The organism is Pirellulales bacterium, from assembly GCA_019636335.1.
Classification (GTDB): Bacteria; Planctomycetota; Planctomycetia; order Pirellulales; family JAEUIK01; genus JAHBXR01.
This window is the reverse complement of sequence record JAHBXR010000022.1, coordinates 1-18,187: the sequence shown is the minus strand read 5'-3', so window position 1 is coordinate 18,187 and position 18,187 is coordinate 1. Positions and strand designations below refer to the sequence as shown.

Genomic DNA, 18,187 nt, shown 5'->3' with positions numbered 1-18,187 from the left:
GGGCGGCTAGAGTTTCGGGTGATGCTAGTGGGTACTGGTTTCCCACTCCTCCCAGGAGCTCTCGTATGCGTCCGTTTACGCTGGCATGCCTGCTGGCGATTGGTGTGGCCGGTGGTTCGGCGGTGGATCGCTGCCCGGCGGTGGATCTCTGGCCGCAGTTTCGCGGCGTTGATGGTCAGGGACACGCCGAGACGACGAAGGCCCCGCTCACCTGGAGCAAGACCGAGAATATCACTTGGCGCACTCCCCTGTCCGGCCTGGGGTGGTCGTCGCCGTTGGTCGACGAGCGGCACATCTGGCTGACGGCCGCGCTCGACGAGGGGAAGTCGCTGCACGCCCTTTGCATCGATCGCGCGTCGGGCAGTGTCGTGAACGACATCGAGGTCTTCCTCACCGACGAGCCGCTGCACGTCAATGCCAAGAACAGCCATGCCTCGCCGACGGGAGTACTCGAGTCCGGCCGGCTTTACGTCCACTTCGGTGCGGTCGGCACCGCCTGCATCGATACCGCGACGGGCGACATCCTGTGGCGCAATCAGGATCTCAAGATCGATCACAAGGAAGGACCCGGCAGCTCGCCCATCATTCACGGAGACCGTCTCTTCGTGAACTGCGACGGCATCGATTTGCAATACGTTGCCGCGCTCGACAAGCACACGGGCAACATCTTGTGGCGCTCGATACGATTGGGAGAACACAAGCCGGACGGCGATCTTTGCAAGGCCTACTCGACGCCGCTCGTGGTGCGCGTGGACGACAAGGAGCAATTGGTGAGCGTCGGGGCCGATCGCACGGCGGCTTACGATCTGGCCACCGGCCAAGAGATCTGGCACGTGGTCTACGACGGTTATTCGAACGTGCCGCGTCCGATCGTGGGGCATGGACTGGTCTTCTTTGCCACCGGCTACAACAAGCCGCAACTTTGGGCCGTGCGGCCCGAGGGCACCGGCAACGTCACCGACACGCACGTCGTGTGGCGTGAGGAACGCCAAGTGCCCGCTAACCCGTCCCCCATCCTGGTCGGCGACGCCGTCTACTTCGTCGGCGACAAGGGGGTGGCCTCTTGCCTCGATGCGCTGACGGGCGAAACTCGCTTTCGCCAACGCTTGGGGGGCAACTACTCAGCGTCTCCCGTTTTGGCGGCGGGGCGCATCTACTTCTTCAGCGAAGAAGGCGCGAGCACGGTCATCGCCGCCAGCAACGAGCTCGAGGTGCTAGCCAAGAACGAGCTCGATGAACGGATCATGGCCACGCCGGCGTTCGTCGACGGTGTCATCTATTTACGCACCGATGCGGCCTTGTATCGAATCGAAGATTGACGCGCGGTCCGGTCTCGGCCCGTTGCGCGTGTTGTACCGGCAGTCCGAAGCCACGACGAGCTCGGCGCGCCTCAACGTCCTGGACGACCGCGGAGGGCACGGCTAGAATCGCCGCTCGATCGCGGAAGTGCCGGTCCCGTAGCTCGGAAGCGGCGCGTTTTTCCTTGAAAGCCATCTCAACTTGCAGGAGCCGACGAACATGGGCGCCGACGCACGTATCCAGGAATTGGGCATCGAGTTGCCGCCGCCGCCGAAGCCGGCCGGTGTCTACAAGCCGGTCGTGGTGGTCGGCAACTTGGCCTATGTCTCGGGGCACGGGCCGCTCCAGTCCGACGGCACCCTCATGACCGGCCGCGTGGGAGGCGACGTCGATCAAAAGTTCGGCTACGACGCAGCGCGTCAGACGGGTTTGGCGATTCTCGCCACGCTGCAGCGCGATCTCGGCTCGTTGGATCGCGTCAAGCGCGTCATCAAGACGCTGGGCATGGTCAATGCCGCGCCCGACTTCCAGCAACATCCGGCCGTCATCAATGGTTTTAGCGAACTGATGGCCGAGATCTTCGGCCCCGACCACGGCGTCGGCGCCCGCAGCGCCGTCGGCATGGGCTCGCTGCCCGGCAACATCGCCGTCGAGATCGAAGTGATCTTCGAGCTGAATTCGTAGTCGTGTAACGCGGCCGCCGCGCCGCTCGGCAGCGCCACGCTCGCGCCCGTTCGACGCGCGAGTCTTGCCGGTTACAGATCGCCCGAGTTGCCGGCTCGGCCCGCGTTCACTTCGCGCAGGTGTTCGGTCTGATTGAGCGTGTGCAGGCGGAACTCGCTCTGCCAATGCACGATGCTGATCGAGGCATTGAACAGGGCGAAGGCCTTGCGCTGCGGAGGAATTTCGAGCAGGGCCTTAAAGGCAGCGGTCAGCACGCCTCCGTGGGCCACGACGGCCACCTGGGCGAGCCCCGTCTCGCGAATCGCGCGGAAGGCCTCGGCGCCGCGTTGCATCAACTGGCGGCGCGATTCGCCGGTCGGAATGACGAAGTCGGGCTCCTGTGCCCGCCACTGCACCGCCTCGATCGGATGCAAGTGCTCGATCTCGCTCCAGAGCAATCCCTGGAAGATACCGGCGTTGATCTCCTTCAGGCGATCTTCGAAGCGCACCTCGAGTTGATGCCGCGCGGCGATAGCCCTCGCCGTGTCGGCCGCGCGGGCAAGCGGGCTCGAGAAGACCGCATCGAGCGGCGCGCCGGCCAGCGCCGCGGCCAGTGCCTCGGCCTGGGCCAGGCCTCGTTCGCTCAGCGCAATATCGGTCTGTCCCTGGATTCGATCTTCGGCGTTGTAGACACTTTCGCCGTGCCGGACGCAGTAGAGAATCATGGTGCCAGCCTGTCGAGGAACATGCGTTGCGCGGCACGCGTGCGTGTGATTAGACCTGCCAGCGCAAGGCTGTCAACTTGCGGCTGACACCGCCGCGAGTCAGTCGGGTGTCTGGGATGGCGCCGCGCACGTCAGAGCGACATCGTGCGTTCGGAGAATCGCAGGCTAGGCGGGAGCACGGGCGAGATGATCTTGCCGTCGTGAACGCACGTCCGATTGCGGCCACTCTGCTTCGCCTCGCGGACGGCTTCGCCCAGGCGTGCGAGCAAGGAACCGAGATCGTCCTTCGAGTTCGCTTCGGTCGTGCCACAGGTGACGGTGAAGTTCAGGCTCAACTCGCCAAGCTTGAACGTGCAGACCTCGATCCGCTGGCGCAACCGCTCGGCCAGCGCCGCGGCGTTGTGGGGCCCCGTGTCGGGAAGTAGCAGGACGAAGCGCTGGCCCGAGAAGCGCGCCAGCCGATCATCGCCGCGCAGCTCTTCGTCGAGCAGTCGTGCCAGGCCCCACAGCAGCCGATCGCCCGTCGCCGTGCCATACGCGCTGTTGATGCGCCGGCAGTGATCCACATCGATTACCAGCAGACTCAGTTGGCGCTGATGCTGGGGATCGTTTTGCCACCAGAGCCACAACTCTTCTTCCAAGCCCGTGCGCGAGAGCGTGGTCAGCTCGCGGTCGGCGCGCGCCCTGCGACCGACCGTGCCGAAGCGTCCTTCCTGTTCGGCTACGGAGGCCTGTACCTCGCCCACGTGATCGCGCAGCTCGAAGCTCGATTCGAGCAACTGTCCGAGCTGGTCGCGGATTTTTGACGAGGTGGCAGCGGCGTCACCCGATCGATCGAGATGCGCCAGACGGCGATCGACCGAGTCGACCTGGTGCAAGAATTCCTGGACGTGGCGTTCGATCGCCTGGCCGATCTCGTTGGCATTGCCGGCAGCCGCCACCGTTTTCGACGCAGCCCCGAGGGCCTGCTGGCACTGGCGATGGCTGGGGGCGAGATGCTCGAGAATTGCCGCGATCAGATCTTGATCGATGGCGCCGTGCAACTGCGTGTCGGCCTCCGAGAGTTGCACGCGGTAGGCATCCAGTCGATTCGACAGTTCCTCGAGGCCCGATTCGAGCGAGCTCTGGCCGTGCGGTTCTTCTTCGATGCTGTGGGGCGCCGCCGGGGAATGCGGCTCGTCGAGCTCGGATTCGTCTGTCGTGGCTTCGTTGTCCGCGGTCCGCCGAGTGCGCCGTCGACGCTGCAAGGCGCCCCAGGGCGCGAGCGACGTGAGCAACGTGTCGTGGCCGGATGGCGCAAGAGCATACGCCAGGGCAAAGCCCAGTCCGAAGTTGAGCACGGCCACGATCAGGACGAGGAGCATTGCGCGTCCGCCAAGGAGAGAGATACAAGGGATGAATGAGTTCGTCGGCGCTGTTGCCCCCTCGCCGCCAGCCGCAAGATTTCGAACCGCGCAGCAATAACTCGACCTGCCGCCGCTCTCTCGTGGCGACGCACCGCGAAATCATCCCCAAAGAAAAGCGTACTACCGATCCCCTAGGGGGGCCGGCAAAAAATAGCCCCAAAAGGCCGGCTATAGCGACTGCGACGATCGCGGCGCGGTCCGTACCGGGTTGACCCGAGCGTCGGGGAGATTATACGTGGGGTCCCCGGCCGATCCGCCGTCGGATCGCCACCGCCCCTCTCGATGTCTCGCCTGGATATTCTCATGCGTCATCGTCTTGCACGTCTTGTTCTCTGTGGGCTGGTCGTGTGCTGCTCTGTCACCGTGGCGATGGCCGCATCTCCCGCGGCGATTCCCGACACGCCCTTCGAGCAGGACTATCGTGAACCCTTCCTGCAGGGATCGACGCCCGAGCATTCCGACGTGCATGCTCTGACGCTCGATCGCCAGGGGAGACTCTGGGTCGCTAGCCGCGGCGGCATCGCCTACTACGCCGAGAACGAATGGCATACTCCCCACGGCGCCGAACTGAATGGACCAGCCTATGACGTCGCCGTCGATGATGCGGGCACGGTCTGGGTCGGTGCGTGGAACGGCTTCTATCGCTATGTCGATGATCGCTGGGAGCAAGTCGACGAGGTGGTGGGGCCGATTTCAGCGATCGGCGTTTCTCCCGAGCGCATGATCGTGGCCGGGCCGCACGGCTTCTGGGAGCGCAAGTCGATGCAGAATGAGTGGCAGCCTCTCGATCTGGCGGTTGCCAAACGAGTGCGCGACATTCTGATCAACGGCGACGAGTGGTGGTTCGCCACCGGCGTGGGGGCGTATCGTGTGGCGGATGGCCAGACACGTTGCCTGTCGAAGAGCGAAGAGCTTGCCAGCAGCAATGCGCTGGCCCTGGCGCGCGACGCACAGGGGCAAGTGTGGATCGGTTCGTCGGGCGGCATCGACCTCTACCGCGGCGACGAGCGCGTGGGAGGATACCGTCCGAGCGATGGCTTGCCCGCGGCCTTCGTCAACGAGATCGCCTTCGATCGAAAAGGTCGCGCCTGGGTCGGCACGCAACTCGGCGTCGCACGCTACGATGGCCAGCGCTGGGCCGTGCGGCATAGCGAACGTTGGTTGCCGAACAACTCGGCGCGTGCCATCGCGTTCGACGAATCGGGTGCGGCGCTCGTGGGCACGGGGGCCGGCATCAGCACGCTCAAATCGCGCCCCATGACCTTGGCCGACAAGGCGGCTCACTACGGCGCGATCGTGCGCGCGCGGCACGTTCGCGAGCCCGGGCTTGTCGAACGCTGCGACCTGCGCGCGCCGGGAGATCTCTCGACGTGGTACGCCGTCGATACCGACAACGACGGCATGTACACGGGACTCTACGTGGCGACCGAGGCTTATCGCTACGCGGTGACTAAAGATCCCACCGCGCTAGAAAACGCCCGCGCTGCGTACCGTGCCATGGAGTTCTTGCAGACGGTGACCGACACGCCAGGCTTCGTGGCGCGCACGGTGATTCCAGCCGATTGGACCGAGATGGCCGATGCGAATCGCACGCACACGCCGCAGGAGATCGCTCGACTGCTGGTCGACGATCCGCGCGAGAAGGTGGTCGACGTTCGCTGGCGAAAAAGTGCCGACGGCCGCTGGCTCTGGAAAGGAGACACCAGCTCCGACGAGATCACCGGCCACTTCTTCGCATATGCGATCTATTACGACCTGGTTGCCGACGAGCCCGAGCGCGCCCGCGTGCGGAAGCACGTGGCCCGCATCATGGACTACCTGATAGCCGGCGACTACGACCTGCTCGACATCGATGGCAAGCCAACGATGTGGGGCGTTTGGTCGCCGAAGCGTCTGAATGGCGACCCGGCCTGGCGACTCGATCGAGGCGTGAATTCGACCGAGATCCTTTCGTTTCTCAAGGTCACTCATCACATGACGGGGGAGCCAAAGTACGAGGCCGCCGCCGAGAAGCTACTTACCGAGCACGGTTATGCGCAAAACGTGATCGATCCGTTGCGACTCGACCCCGGTGCGTTCACCTATATCGACGTGCAGTTGGCGGCATTGGCGTATCGAGCGCTGCTGGACTACGAGCAAGATCCTCAGCGGCGCAAGAGCTACTTGCAGGGGGTGGAGAACTGGTTTCAGCCGGTCCGCCGCGATCACAGCCCTTTGTACGGGTTTGTTTACTCCGCCATCACCGGTACCGACGGAGAATCGGCCGGTTGTGTCGAGTTTCTCCGGCAGGTACCCCTCGACTTGATCGACTGGACGGTCGACAACCACGCCCGAGAGGACGTGACCTTGGTGCGGAGCCCCGTGATCGACCACTGGCAGACCTCTCGATTGTTGCCACCCGACGAACGACGGGTCGGCAAATGGGATGGAAACCCCTACTCCGCCTCGGGGGGGCACGGGTCGCGGACGGAAAGCAGCACCGTTTACTGGCTGCTCCCCTACTGGATGGGCCGCTATCATGAGTTCATAGGCCCGCCTGCAGAGGGGCCGGTCGCGCAGTGACCCACCTGGGCGCCGTGGTACGACCTCAATCTTCATCGATCGTTCATCCCGCGTGTCCCGCTGGCCGTGTAGGGCGACAATACATGGCAAGCGGCAGACGCGGCCGAGAAGCGCCGCATATGACGCCAAAAGATCTCTTCGAAATCCTGGTCCGCGAGCACGCGGACATGCTCACGGTCTACCTGCGTTGCGTGGTGCGCGATCCGGCGCAGATCGACGATTTGTTCCAGGAAACGATGATGACGGCCTGGCGGAATCTCGAGAAATTCGATCGCGAGCGTCCTTTCGGGCCGTGGCTGCGGGGCATCGCCGCCAAGCTCGTGCTCGCGCAGCGCCGTCGCGAGGCGCGGCGGCCATTGCTGTGCGATGAACTGGTCCTCGCGCACCTCGAAGCTCGTCACGCCTCGCTGGCGCAGATGCCGGGCGATACGCTCGATCAAAAGCTCGAAATGCTGCGCGATTGTCTCGAGCATCTACCGGTGTTGTATCGCGACGCCGTTGAGTTGCGCTATCGCGAAGGGCTGCGCGGTCCGCGTCTGGCCGCGCGACTGGAGATCTCGATCGAGGCGTTGAAGAAGCGATTGCAGCGCGGCCGCGCGCGACTGTTGGACTGTCTCGAGCGCAAGATGGCCCCCTTGGAGCGCACCGCATGAGCTACGATGCGGAAGGCCATCGTTCCGAGCACGAGACGGACAAACGCCTTGCCTGCTGGCTCGATGAAGCGCCTGCCGACGCCTGGGAAGAAGCGGGCACGCTTGACGCTTTGCGCGCCGCCGACCTGACCTTTCTCGACGCGCTGCTCGAACAACTGCACCAGCCCCAGCGTGAACGCACCGCCGAGCGTGTGGCCCGCGTCGTCGCGACACTACAAGACGAAGCGACCACGTCACTCCCACGCGGGGAGGACGAGAGGCCGAGTTCCGCGCGTCCCCGTCGTCGCCTGTTGGCCGCCGCGATGACGCTGGCCGCCGCGTTGCTGCTGAGCTCGTGCGTGCTGTATTGGATGACGGCGGCGGGCCGGGTCGCCGAGGCCGCCGTGCAAGAGGCCTTTCGCAGCGCCACGCAGGAGACCGATCGGCAGTACGCCGTTCATACACGGGTCCGTACGTTGCACGGGGCGCTCACCGAATTCGATGCCATGCTCTACGTGCGGGGACCCAAGCACTTCGCGCTGCACCATCCCGGCCTGGTGGGCGATCTGTGGATGGGGGGGAACGGTACCCACTACTGGATCAAACCGGTCTTGGGCCCGGCCCAGTTCGTCGACCGTCTGCAGTCCCCGCTGCGCTGGGCCGAGACCGATACGTTCGGATTGCCGCAGTTGCAGATGACGGAGCTGCTATCGTATCTGGTAACCGACTACGAGTTGATGTATGTCGGCGACGAACCGGCCGGTCCGGGGATCTCGGCCATGTGGCGACATGTTCGCGGGCTGCATCGACTCGGCTCGAACGAGCGGCCCGATGTCGTCGATCTGTGGGCCGATCCGAGCACGGGAGTCGCCTGCCGGCTCGAGTTGGCCTGGCATCGCGAGCCCGTGACTGCCGGCATCGAACACGTCACCTTGCATCTGGTGGGCGAAGCACCGCAAGCCAGTAGTTGGTACGACGCCGACTCGCACGGGCTCAAGGTGCCCACCTTGCCAAGATCGCCTCTTCTCGTGCCGACCGGCGAATAATGCGCTTTGCAATCGGCAAAGTTTGCGCATTGCTTCTCAACCCATGCCACCGGCAAGGTCGATAAACCGGGGGCACGGACTTCGTAGCCGTTGCCTGTGGGCTGGATAAATTCTGCGGCGACCCAGCCCGACAGTAAGCCGCACTTGCGCCGTCGATGTGAGGGAACACCACCGATGCGACGCTCATTGGGCTATGTGGCGATGGGGCTGATCCTGGTCGGCGGCGCGATTCTCGCGCTCAGCGAAGAGCGCTGGCAAGTCGACGAGCCGCTCACCTCGGTGCTGTCATTCCTGGCGCCGGCCGAGGCGCACGCCGCCGAGCAGAAACAGGCCGCCGGTTCGCGAAACGAGTTGGCCGCCTACTACGACAACTCCCCCTCACCCAACGAATTGAAGTCCGCGAGTCGCCCTGCTCCGTCGACCGATTCGACGAGCCGCCGCACGCAGCTCGATGCGCGATTCGAAGATATGAGTCTCTCGCTCGAGGAAGACGAGTCGAACTCCTTCCGCCAGGAAATGGGGCCGGCCACCACGCAAGCACAGCAGCCTCGTTTGCACTCGAATGCGTCGAGGCCAGGCAGGGCGATGCCCTCGGAGTTGGCTCCACTTCCCGAGGAGCCGGAACAGGGGGCCTTTGCCTCGGACGAAGAGTCGATGCCGGAACCACAGGCTTTCGCCTCGGACTCGGCCTTGCTGAGCGACGAGCCTCTGCTCGCTCGCATGCCGCAACCTGCGACGCCGAAACTCACAGCAGCACCGACGTTCTCGCCTGCCACGAGCGAACCAGCCTTGAATGCTGACACACGCGCCGCGGTAGTCAGCGAAACACCGGAACCGGCCGAAGCATCGCTTCCCATCGCCCACGAGCCGACTCCGGCAGCCATCGAACCGACCATGCCCCTGCCGGTGAAGCAGGATCGCTATGCCGAATTCCAGGCGACCGACGTCCCCACGACGGCGCCAGTGGAGCCAACGCCCGCCGCGAGTGACGAGCCGGCATTCGCCACCACCAGCAAGCCGCAAGCCGTTTCAGCCGCTCCTGCTCTCGAGCCTTCGCCAGTCCCCTTGGACGAGCCGCGTCGCCTGACGTCGTTCGAGTCGCCGCGCGAACCGCAGGTGACGGCCACGGTCGAGCCGCAACCAGCGCCCGCGGTGGCACCGCGCCAAACGATGGCTGCGACCACCGAGGTTCCCTCATGGCAGGGGAACAACGCGCCGACCGCGATGCAGCAGATGTTTGCCAACACCACGCCTGCTTCGACTACCAGCGACAAGTCGGGCGCAGGGGCCGTATCGGTCCACTGGCTCACGCCGGGCGAAGTGAATCGAGGCGATGAGATCCCCTGCCGTCTGAAGGTGACCAACGACAGCGATTCGCCGGCGGTGTCGATCGCCGTTCACGTACAGTTGCCCGAGCACGCCGAGCTCGCCAGCGCCACGGCGTCGGCCAAGCCCGAGGGACGCGTGTTGTCGTGGCAGCTCGATCGCCTCGAGCCGCAGGAATCGAAGACCTTTGAAGTGCGGCTGCTGTCCAAGGGAGAAGGCGATCTCGCGCCGACGGCCGCGGTCACGTACACGCGTGCCGCCACGGCCAGCATCCACGTGCTCGATCCGCAACTGACGGTCTCGATCGAAGGGCCCGAACAGGCGCTCGTCTCGCAACCGGCGGTCTATCAACTTCGCGTGAGCAATCCCGGCACCGGCAAGGCCCGCAACGTGATCGTGCAGGCAAGGCTCGACGCCAGGCTGAGCCATCCGGCGGGGAACGAGCTGGAATACGCGATCGGCACCCTGGGGCCGGGCGAAACGCGACTGCTCGAAGTGCCCGTCACCGGTACCACGCCGGGAGAAGTCAACATCGTGGCCGAGGCCACTTCGGCCAATCGCCTCTCGGCGCAAGGTGGCTGCGTGGTCGAGATCGTGCGTCCGTCGCTAGAGTTGATGCTCGAAGGCCCGAAGCTCCGCTTCGTCGATCGCAAGGCCGTCTTCACCCTGACGGCATACAACCCCAGCGCGGTTGCCGCGACGAACGTGCAGCTCTTTGGTTCGGTGCCTGCCGGTTACCAGTACGAAGGAGCCACGGCCGGGGGTGGCTTCGATGAAGCGGCCGGAGCCGTGGCGTGGTTCATCGGTCGACTCGAACCGCAAGGCACCGCCAAGGTCGAGTACGAATTGATCGCACACGAGCTGGGCGCTCACAAGGTGCTGGCGATGGTGCGAGCCGATCTCGGCGTCGAAGAGCGGACCGATCTCGATACGTTGATCGACGGCGTGCCGTCGGTGACGCTGGAACTGGCGGCCCCCGACGCGCCGATCGAAGTCGGCGGCCAGGCCGCTTACCGCATCGAAGTGACGAACCGCGGCACAAAAGCGGCCACGAACGTACAGGTGGCTTGTCGCCTGCCGGCCGAGATGGAGTCGGCCGAGATCCGCGGAGCCACCGCCGGCAACGTCTCGGGCGACCGCATCGTCTTCGAGCCGCTTGCCACGCTCGCGCCGGGCGAGACCAAGGTCTATGAAGTCCACGCCCATTGCTCGCGGGCAGGCGATGTCCGCTTCCGCGCCTTCTTCCGTAGCGAAGAATGCCGCAAAGTCGTGCAGCAGGAAACGCTGACGCGGATCTATCAAGACTAGGGCGTGCGGCCAGCGAGCCAGAACGCCCCACGAATCAGAAGGGCCGGCCTCGATCGCCATGTTGCGATCGAGGTCGGCCCATCTCTCGAATGTCAGGGACGTGCGTACCTGACAATCAATCGAGTTCGCCATGTCGAACAAGTGTCTGACCTACGCGCGAGTTCGTTTCTCCACGCACCGGCCTCTATACCGTGGCATCGACCCTGAGCGGCTGACCTTGCTCTTGTTGCATGCGCCGCAAGGCCCACTCCAATCGCTCGGCCAGAGCTTCATTGTGGAACCAGCGCGCGCCTGCGATGCCCTGGCGGGCACGCTCGGTAAAGTCGTAACGCGTGGTGTCGGTGGCCATGTCCACCGATTGCCTCGTCGTCGCGTCGAACCTCACGGTCATTCCTAAGAAGGACGTGCTTTCATCCAGCGTCATCTGGCCGCTGCGGATCTGGCCGTTCATCCAATCGAACAGCTCCTGCCGCGTCATGCTCGTGAAATCGAGATCCTGCACGTGGGCGGCGTCGGTCGCGTTCGGCAGCGCCTTGGTGGACTCGATCGCCGCCGCGTCACGGCTTGTCCCTTGGGCGAACGGTGTCGCCTGCTGCGCGTACGGTCGACCGACGGCCGAATCGATTCTCATGCCAATTCGCCTTCCTGGAGGTGGCGCGAGCAAACCGTGCTCTGGGAAGAGTCCCCTAGCCAATATCGGCGGGCCTGGCGAGCTTTCTGCGAGTGAATTTCGTCGGCGGGCAGGGCACGGGATTCAGACGGCCCCCTTCTTGTCTTCCATAGCGACCTGGTTCGCCTGGAATTGGGCCGAGACCCAACGCTTCAGACGCAGGGCCTGAGCACGCACGGCGACGGGGGCATAGTGCGTGTAGTGATAGCTGTCGACGATCTTCGTCAGCCAGGGACGCTTCCAGTCGAGATAACCTGCTCCCAGGTCGAGCGACACGTCGCGGCGTGCGAAACTGTCGGCGAACATCTTCTGCATGAGAACCGTTCCGGCGTTCTCGAATCCGGCGACGTAGCCGGTTCGCAGCCCGAAGACGCGGCCTTCGCACTGGTAATTATAGGCGAAGGCGACCGGCGCCTCGTCGACGAAGAGCACGCACATGTCGAGCATGCCGGCGTGGGCGGCGGCGACGTGTGCCTCGCGGAGAAACGCACGCACCGCTTCGTTGCTCATTGTGGTGCCGTCGGCCGCGGCGCCCTGCCAGCTCTGGCCAGCCACTTCTTCGCAGGCATGGTAGAGGTCCCAGCGGGGATCGTCCTCGCCCGCCAGCGTGCCAGCCGGACGGTAACGCTCGAAGCGAACCGTGCCCCGCGCGGCGAGCGATTTCTCGCCCCGGCGGAGATTCGAACGCCACTTGCCCGGACGGCTCATCCAGTACTCGTCCCAGGTGCCGTCGAACTCGACCATCGCCACCGCTTCGGCATGCTGCTCGATCGAGGTCAGCTCGGCCAGATCCAATGCGGTGGGCGTGCGGCGATGATCCACTTCGTCGCGATTTACCCAACGCAGATCGACGAGGTCCCAATCGCGCGGCGTGCGGCGGACGTGCTCCATGCCGGCCATGAGCGTGGCCGTGGGGTGCGGGCCAATCGGGCCGAAGAAGGTGCCCCAGTTGTGCAGCGGATAGGTCAGCACGCGGAGCGAACCGACGCGCGTCGGTTCGCTCCGCACGACCAGGGGCAGAATGCCGAGCGTTTCGTCTCCCGCGCTGACCACGAGCACGCGGAGGGTCTGTTCGCCGGCGTAGTGCTTCCAGTAGACGAGCAGCCAGTCGAGCGTCTGGAAGAACGAAGCGTCGCGGGTCTGACCGTGCAGTACCTGCCAGGTGAGACGCAGGGTCTCGAGCTCGCGGACTTCGTTGATCTCGCGGACGTGGGGCATGCTGGTGCCAGTGGTCGGGCGACGGTCGATCGGGACGACACTTCCTGCAATGCAAGCATAATGCCAGCGGCGGCGCCCCGCCTTGACGCTCTCCTGTCCTAGGCGCAAAGCATTGCCGGGAAATGGCTTGTAAGTTTGAGCGGCAAAGTCGGCCCAAGCTGGAGTTGCTTCTACCGTGTTGCCGTGCCGAAACATCGTGTGGCGAAAGGGCAACCAGCGGCGTATGGAGCCCCTTCCAGCGTCATCGGGTTCGAGAATGGGGCGGGTCACGGTTGAAAGTTGGATTTCGGGGGGAGATGTTATCATCTGGCAAAACCGCCGAAACCGTGGCGGACGATAGTTGTTTATAGAAACGGCACTACGAGTGCCCCGGGCCCGACAGACCGGTAGTGGACCAAAGCCCACGAAGGACTTTTTACCGATGCGGCACGTTCAGGTCTTCGCGCGTGGTTTCGCCGTCCTTGGGGCGCTGGTGCTGTGGATGAGCCCGGTGGTGGCTCGCGCGGAGTCGGTCGAGACGCGGCAGGCGGCTGCGCAGGTCGATCGGCTCCTTGCCGAAGAGCTGTTTCAGTCACCGAGCGATGGATCGATCGTGCCGGCGGAGATCGTCGACGACGAAACGTTCTTGCGTCGCGTCTCGCTCGACCTGGTCGGAGAAATGCCCACGCCCGAGGAGGTCACGGCCTTCTCGCTCGATCCTTCACCCGACAAGCGCGGGGCGACGATCGATCGTCTGTTGGCCGATCCTCGCTATGGCGAGAACTGGGCTCGCTATTGGCGCGATGTGATGCTTTCGCGCCGCAGCGACGAACGCGCGCTGATCTCATCGGTCAGCGTGGTCGAGTATTTGACGAAGGAACTGAACGCCGGCGCCCGTTGGGACGATCTGGCGCGAGAATTCATTACCGCCAAAGGTGAACTGCACGAGCATGGCGCGACGGCCTTGATCGCGTCGCAATGGGGGCAGATCCCCGAGACGGCGGCCGAGATCTCGCGTGTCTTCCTGGGCGTGCAGATTCAATGTGCCCAGTGCCACGATCACCCGACCGACCGCTGGAAGCGCGAGCAATTTCACGAGCTGGCGGCGTTCTTTCCCCGCCTCGGCGTGCGTGCCTTGAAGACGGAAGAGGGCAAGCGCCGTGGGTTCGAGATCTTCATCACCGATCGCTCGCGTCCGGCGAATGCGAAGAACAAAAAGCCGTTGAAGCCGACGGGGTTGAAGCGGGTCGAGCACTTCATGCCCGACCTCGACGATCCCGCCGCCGACGGCACGCTGATGCAGCCCGTCTTTTTCGTGACGGGAGAGAAGTTGGAAGAGGGACTCACCGATGCCGAGCGCCGCTCGACGCTCGCCGAGTGGATGACCTCGTCGGAAAATCCCTGGTTCGCCAAGGCGCTGGTCAATCGCGTCTGGGCCGAGATGGTCGGTGAAGGATTCTACGAACCGATCGACGATCTGGGGCCGGATCGCGAGTGCAGCGCGCCGCAGACGATGGATTATCTGGCCGAGCAGTTCGTCGCGCACGACCACGATCTCAAGTGGCTGCTGCGCACGATCGCCTCGACCGAGGCCTACCAGCGCACGAGCCAGCCGCGCCGAAATTCCGCACAGACTCCCTTCGTGGCCAACTGCCCACAGCGGCTCCGGGCCGACCAGTTGTTCGACTCGGTGGCCATGGCCCTGGGGATCGAAGAGCAAGCGGCCACGGCCGATGCCCGCCGGGAGTACCAGGTGCTTCGCGCCGGGAGAGGCACGCCGCGCGGGCAGTTTCTCGCCGTGTTCGGCTTCGACCCGAGCGACCCGCGCGATGAGGTGCAAGGCTCGATAGATCAGGCGCTGATGATGATGAACTCGCCGATCATCGCCGCCGCGCTGAACGCTAGCAAGCCGACCACGCAACTGGCGCGTCTCTTGGAAGGCGTCGCGGACAACGACGAGGTCGTGGTCGAGTTGTATCTGCGCACGCTGGCGCGCGAGCCGAGCGCTGACGAGATGAAAAAGTGCCTGCAGTATGTCGCCCGCGTGGGCGATCGTCGCGAGGCGTTCGAAGATATTCTCTGGGCGCTGGTGAACTCGACCGAGTTCCTGCATCGCAAGTAGTCGCCGTTTCCATCACCCCGTCGTCCTCAGTAACTTCCTCTGCAAAGGTCACCGAGTCATGCACACCGCCCTGCGCCGCGTGATGGGAGTGAGCGTCGATCGTCAGCAGGTGGTCGGCCGCCGCGATTTCCTCAAGGGAATCTCGCTCGCCGGTTTGGCGGCCGGCACGATGAGTTGGACCGACGGCATGAGCCTGCGCGCCGGCGATCTGCGCCGCCGCGGCATGGCGTGCATCGTGCTGTGGATGCAGGGAGGACCGAGTCAGTTCGAAACGTTCAGTCCCAAGCCGGGGCACGAGAATGGGGGCGAAACGGCGGCCATCGACACCTCGGTCCCCGGCATCCAGATCGCCGACCGCTTTCCCGAGGTGGCCCAACGCATGGAACACCTGGCCATCATTCGCTCGATGACGAGCAAGGAAGGCAACCACCAGCGGGCCAGCTTCCTGCTGCACACCGGCTATGCCCCCACGGCCAGCGTCAAGCATCCGGCGTTCGGTTCGATCTGTTCGCAGCAGATCGCCGATGCCGCCTGCGAGATCCCGTCGTTTGTGCGGATCGGCAAACAGTTTCGCAACACGGGAACGGGAGGCTTCCTCGGCGTCGACTTCGATCCGTTCCTCATGCCCGACGCGAGCAAGTTGCCGGCGAACGTCGCCCTGGCGACCGACGAGAAGCGCTATCAGCGCCGCCTCGGCTTGCTAAGCAACCTGGACGAGGGATACGCCTCGGCCGGTGGCGCGAATCTCGTGGCTGATCACGAACGCCTCTACAAGAAGACGGCGCGGATGGTCCTCAGCTCGCAGATGAAGGCCTTCAAGCTGGACGAAGAGTCGAGCCAGACCCGCGCCGCGTACGGCGAGACCGAGTTCGGCAACGGCTGCCTCTTGGCGCGTCGCCTGATCGAGTCGGGCGTGACCTTCGTCGAAGTCTCGGCCGGCAGTTGGGACACGCACGACGACGTCTTCGGGCGAACGAAGAATCTGGCCGGACAGGTCGATCGACCCTTCGCGGCCCTCATCGACGACCTCCAGGACCGCGGCCTGCTCGATTCGACGCTCGTCGTCTGGATGGGGGAGTTCGGCCGCACGCCGAAGATCAATCCCCGCGTGGGACGCGACCACTACCCGCGCTCGTTCAACGTCGTGCTGGGAGGGGGCGGCATCAAGGGGGGCCAGGTGATCGGCGCTACCGATGAAGCGGGCGTCGAGCCGACCGAGCGTCCGGTGGCGGTGACCGACCTGTTCCAATCGCTCTGCCAGAGCCTGAAGATCGACGGCTCGATCGAGAACATGAGTCCCATCGGACGGCCCATCCGGATTGTCGATGGCGGCTCCCCGGTGATGGAGTTGTTCGGCTAGGTCGGTTGGCGGCGCGTTCCAGAGCTCGCGCAGAGTGGGGAGAAGTTGCGGAGGACGCTTCGTTCCACGCGCTGTCTTACTCGATGCGCTTAGAAAGTGGCACCGGCCGCTGACCGGTGTTTGAGTGGCGCAAGCTCAGTGTCGATCTTCTTCACACGCACAGTCTGACTTGTCCCACTTTTTTTCTTTACATTTCCCACACTTCCAGGCTCCTTGTCGTCGTGCGGGCACGTGAGTAGAACGTAGGCGGTCACGGCCATCGGGGCACCCGATGGTGTGGTGTGTCCGGCGATCTCTCCAGGACCGCGCGATGATTCAACTCCCACCCGTCGAGCGGTTCGTCTCCAGCACGGGCGTGCGCGTCTACCGGATTCCTTGCGAGGCCTTTCCCGGCTTTATCGTCTACGCCTACGTGTTGCTCGAGGCAGGGCCTCCCACGATCGTCGACGCTGGCAGCGGTTATGGCCAGTCGAACGACCATCTGCTGGCGGGCATCGACGAGGTGCGTACCCGATTCGGCGAGCCGATCACGCTCGAAGACGTGCGGCGGATCATCATCACGCACGGCCACATCGACCACTTCGGCGGGCTGCCGATGTTGCTCTCGCGGACCGAGGCCGAGGTGCGCATCCACAGCCTCGACAGTCGGGTCCTTTCGGCCTACGAAGAACGAGTCATCGTGGCCACGAAGGCGCTGCGGACCTATCTCGAACGGGCCGGCGTGGAGACCGAGTTTCAGCCGCGGCTGATGGAGATGTACGGCTTTTCGAAGAAGCATGTCACTTCTTGCCGCGTCAATGCCACGATCGCCGACGGCGACACGCTCGACGGCATGGAGTTCATCCATACGCCGGGGCACTGTCCCGGCCAGGTCTGCATCGTGCTGGGGGACATTCTGCTTTCGGCCGACCACGTGCTCGAGCAGACGACTCCACACCAGGCTCCGGAAAGCATCACAGCGTACACGGGTCTGGGGCACTATCTCGACGCGCTCGAGCGCGTGCGGCGGATCGGGGGGTTCGATCTGGCGCTAGGTGGGCACGAGGCGCCGATTCGCGACGTTTACCGCCGCATCGACCAGATCCGCGACAGCCATCTCCGCAAGCTCGACAAGGTTTCGGGCCTGATCGAGGAACACGAAGGCCCGGCCACGATCAGCGATGTGTCGAAGGCGATGTATCCCCGCGCCAAGGGATTCAATGTGCTGTTGGCGCTCGAAGAGGTGGGGGCCCATGTCGAGTACCTGTACCAGCATGGCCGGCTGGCGGTGGTGAACCTCGACGAGGTGGAGAGTGAAGACAACCCGGCGCTGCGGTATGAGGTCGTGTGAGAGCCGGTTGTTGGTTCCGCACAGACTGGCAGCTTGTGCCACTTTTTGCATCGGCATTGCCACTGTGGTTACCGAGTTTACTCCTTGGTGAAAACCAAGTGGCACCGGCCGCCGGCCGGTGTGTGAGAACGAGCCTGGCAGCATTGCCGGATCAGGTGACTCTCAGCCCCATCTGGGCGAGAACCAACGGCAGTACCTCACCGATCGCGTGGACGCCGGCAGGTAATTCTCGCGGCGTTAAGGCACGCGGGCGCTGTTCCGCCTCGCGGTGGCGGGGCCGTGCGGCCGGCGGACGAGCCGGCACAAATTCGACGAGCAAGGATGTCGTCTCGTAGGCGATCGACATGGTCGAACCTCCTCCGTGCAAGAAACGTTCGAGCATTGCCCCAGCAGTCGTCCATCGACTGAGGCTATTCTATGCACTAGTGTACGGGTGTCAACTATCCGTTGTTCGCAGCGCTTGGAGAAGGGTGGCGTGCCTAGCTTGATGGAAAAACGATGTTGTGCGGCTTCGCGTCTACGTAATAAATCAGGACACTCT

At 64.4% G+C, this 18,187-nt stretch carries 14 protein-coding genes; 9 read left to right on the top strand and 5 right to left on the bottom strand.

The window, feature by feature from the left end; translation table 11 throughout:
* The first annotated feature begins 65 nt into the window (after positions 1–65).
* Positions 66–1,319, top strand: a complete 1,254-nt coding sequence (locus tag KF708_19170; GenBank protein ID MBX3414815.1) for a PQQ-like beta-propeller repeat protein — start codon at positions 66–68, stop codon at positions 1,317–1,319.
* Between the two features lie 199 nt (positions 1,320–1,518).
* Complete coding sequence (locus tag KF708_19165) at positions 1,519–1,983, top strand: RidA family protein (protein ID MBX3414814.1); 465 nt, start codon at positions 1,519–1,521, stop codon at positions 1,981–1,983.
* A 71-nt stretch (positions 1,984–2,054) separates the two neighbouring features.
* Here KF708_19165 and KF708_19160 read toward each other — a convergent pair whose 3' ends face one another.
* On the bottom strand, positions 2,055–2,687 hold the full coding sequence (locus KF708_19160; protein ID MBX3414813.1) for a histidine phosphatase family protein: 633 nt from the start codon (positions 2,685–2,687) through the stop codon (positions 2,055–2,057).
* A gap of 131 nt (positions 2,688–2,818) precedes the next feature.
* Entirely contained in the window at positions 2,819–4,051 is a 1,233-nt protein-coding gene (locus tag KF708_19155) for a GGDEF domain-containing protein (GenBank protein MBX3414812.1), read from the bottom strand.
* A 345-nt stretch (positions 4,052–4,396) separates the two neighbouring features.
* Here KF708_19155 and KF708_19150 point away from each other — a divergent pair, with 345 nt between their 5' ends.
* The 4 genes from KF708_19150 (at position 4,397) to KF708_19135 (ending at position 10,967) form a co-directional block, all read left to right on the top strand.
* Positions 4,397–6,655 carry a hypothetical protein gene (locus KF708_19150; protein ID MBX3414811.1) on the top strand — a complete coding sequence of 753 codons (2,259 nt, stop codon included), beginning with the start codon at positions 4,397–4,399 and terminating at the stop codon, positions 6,653–6,655.
* Positions 6,656–6,774: 119 nt separating this feature from the next.
* Positions 6,775–7,308, top strand: coding sequence for a sigma-70 family RNA polymerase sigma factor (locus KF708_19145; protein ID MBX3414810.1), 534 nt, complete (start codon positions 6,775–6,777; stop codon positions 7,306–7,308).
* Positions 7,305–8,333, top strand: a complete 1,029-nt coding sequence (locus KF708_19140; GenBank protein ID MBX3414809.1) for a hypothetical protein — start codon at positions 7,305–7,307, stop codon at positions 8,331–8,333. The genes KF708_19145 and KF708_19140 overlap by 4 nt, the downstream gene beginning before the upstream one ends.
* A gap of 174 nt (positions 8,334–8,507) precedes the next feature.
* Positions 8,508–10,967, top strand: coding sequence for a DUF11 domain-containing protein (locus KF708_19135; GenBank protein MBX3414808.1), 2,460 nt, complete (start codon positions 8,508–8,510; stop codon positions 10,965–10,967).
* A 184-nt stretch (positions 10,968–11,151) separates the two neighbouring features.
* On the opposite strand, the gene KF708_19130 is transcribed toward KF708_19135, so the two are convergent.
* Both KF708_19130 and KF708_19125 read right to left on the bottom strand, forming a co-directional pair.
* Positions 11,152–11,598, bottom strand: coding sequence for a hypothetical protein (locus KF708_19130; protein MBX3414807.1), 447 nt, complete (start codon positions 11,596–11,598; stop codon positions 11,152–11,154).
* Positions 11,599–11,721: 123 nt separating this feature from the next.
* On the bottom strand, positions 11,722–12,855 hold the full coding sequence (locus KF708_19125) for a GNAT family N-acetyltransferase (GenBank protein ID MBX3414806.1): 1,134 nt from the start codon (positions 12,853–12,855) through the stop codon (positions 11,722–11,724).
* A 421-nt stretch (positions 12,856–13,276) separates the two neighbouring features.
* On the opposite strand from KF708_19125, the gene KF708_19120 reads away from it, so the two are divergent.
* The 3 genes from KF708_19120 to KF708_19110 all read left to right on the top strand — a co-directional run bounded on the left by KF708_19120 (position 13,277) and on the right by KF708_19110 (position 17,646).
* Positions 13,277–14,956, top strand: coding sequence for a DUF1553 domain-containing protein (locus KF708_19120; GenBank protein MBX3414805.1), 1,680 nt, complete (start codon positions 13,277–13,279; stop codon positions 14,954–14,956).
* An 82-nt stretch (positions 14,957–15,038) separates the two neighbouring features.
* Positions 15,039–16,316, top strand: a complete 1,278-nt coding sequence (locus KF708_19115; protein ID MBX3414804.1) for a DUF1501 domain-containing protein — start codon at positions 15,039–15,041, stop codon at positions 16,314–16,316.
* Between the two features lie 310 nt (positions 16,317–16,626).
* Positions 16,627–17,646 (top strand): MBL fold metallo-hydrolase, encoded by a 1,020-nt coding sequence (locus KF708_19110; GenBank protein MBX3414803.1) that lies wholly within the window; start codon positions 16,627–16,629, stop codon positions 17,644–17,646.
* Positions 17,647–17,797: 151 nt separating this feature from the next.
* Here the strand turns inward: KF708_19110 and KF708_19105 are convergent, their stop codons facing one another.
* The gene (locus tag KF708_19105; protein MBX3414802.1) at positions 17,798–17,992 is read right to left on the bottom strand and encodes a hypothetical protein; all 195 of its coding nucleotides are present in this window, start codon (positions 17,990–17,992) and stop codon (positions 17,798–17,800) included.
* Positions 17,993–18,187: the final 195 nt, after the last annotated feature.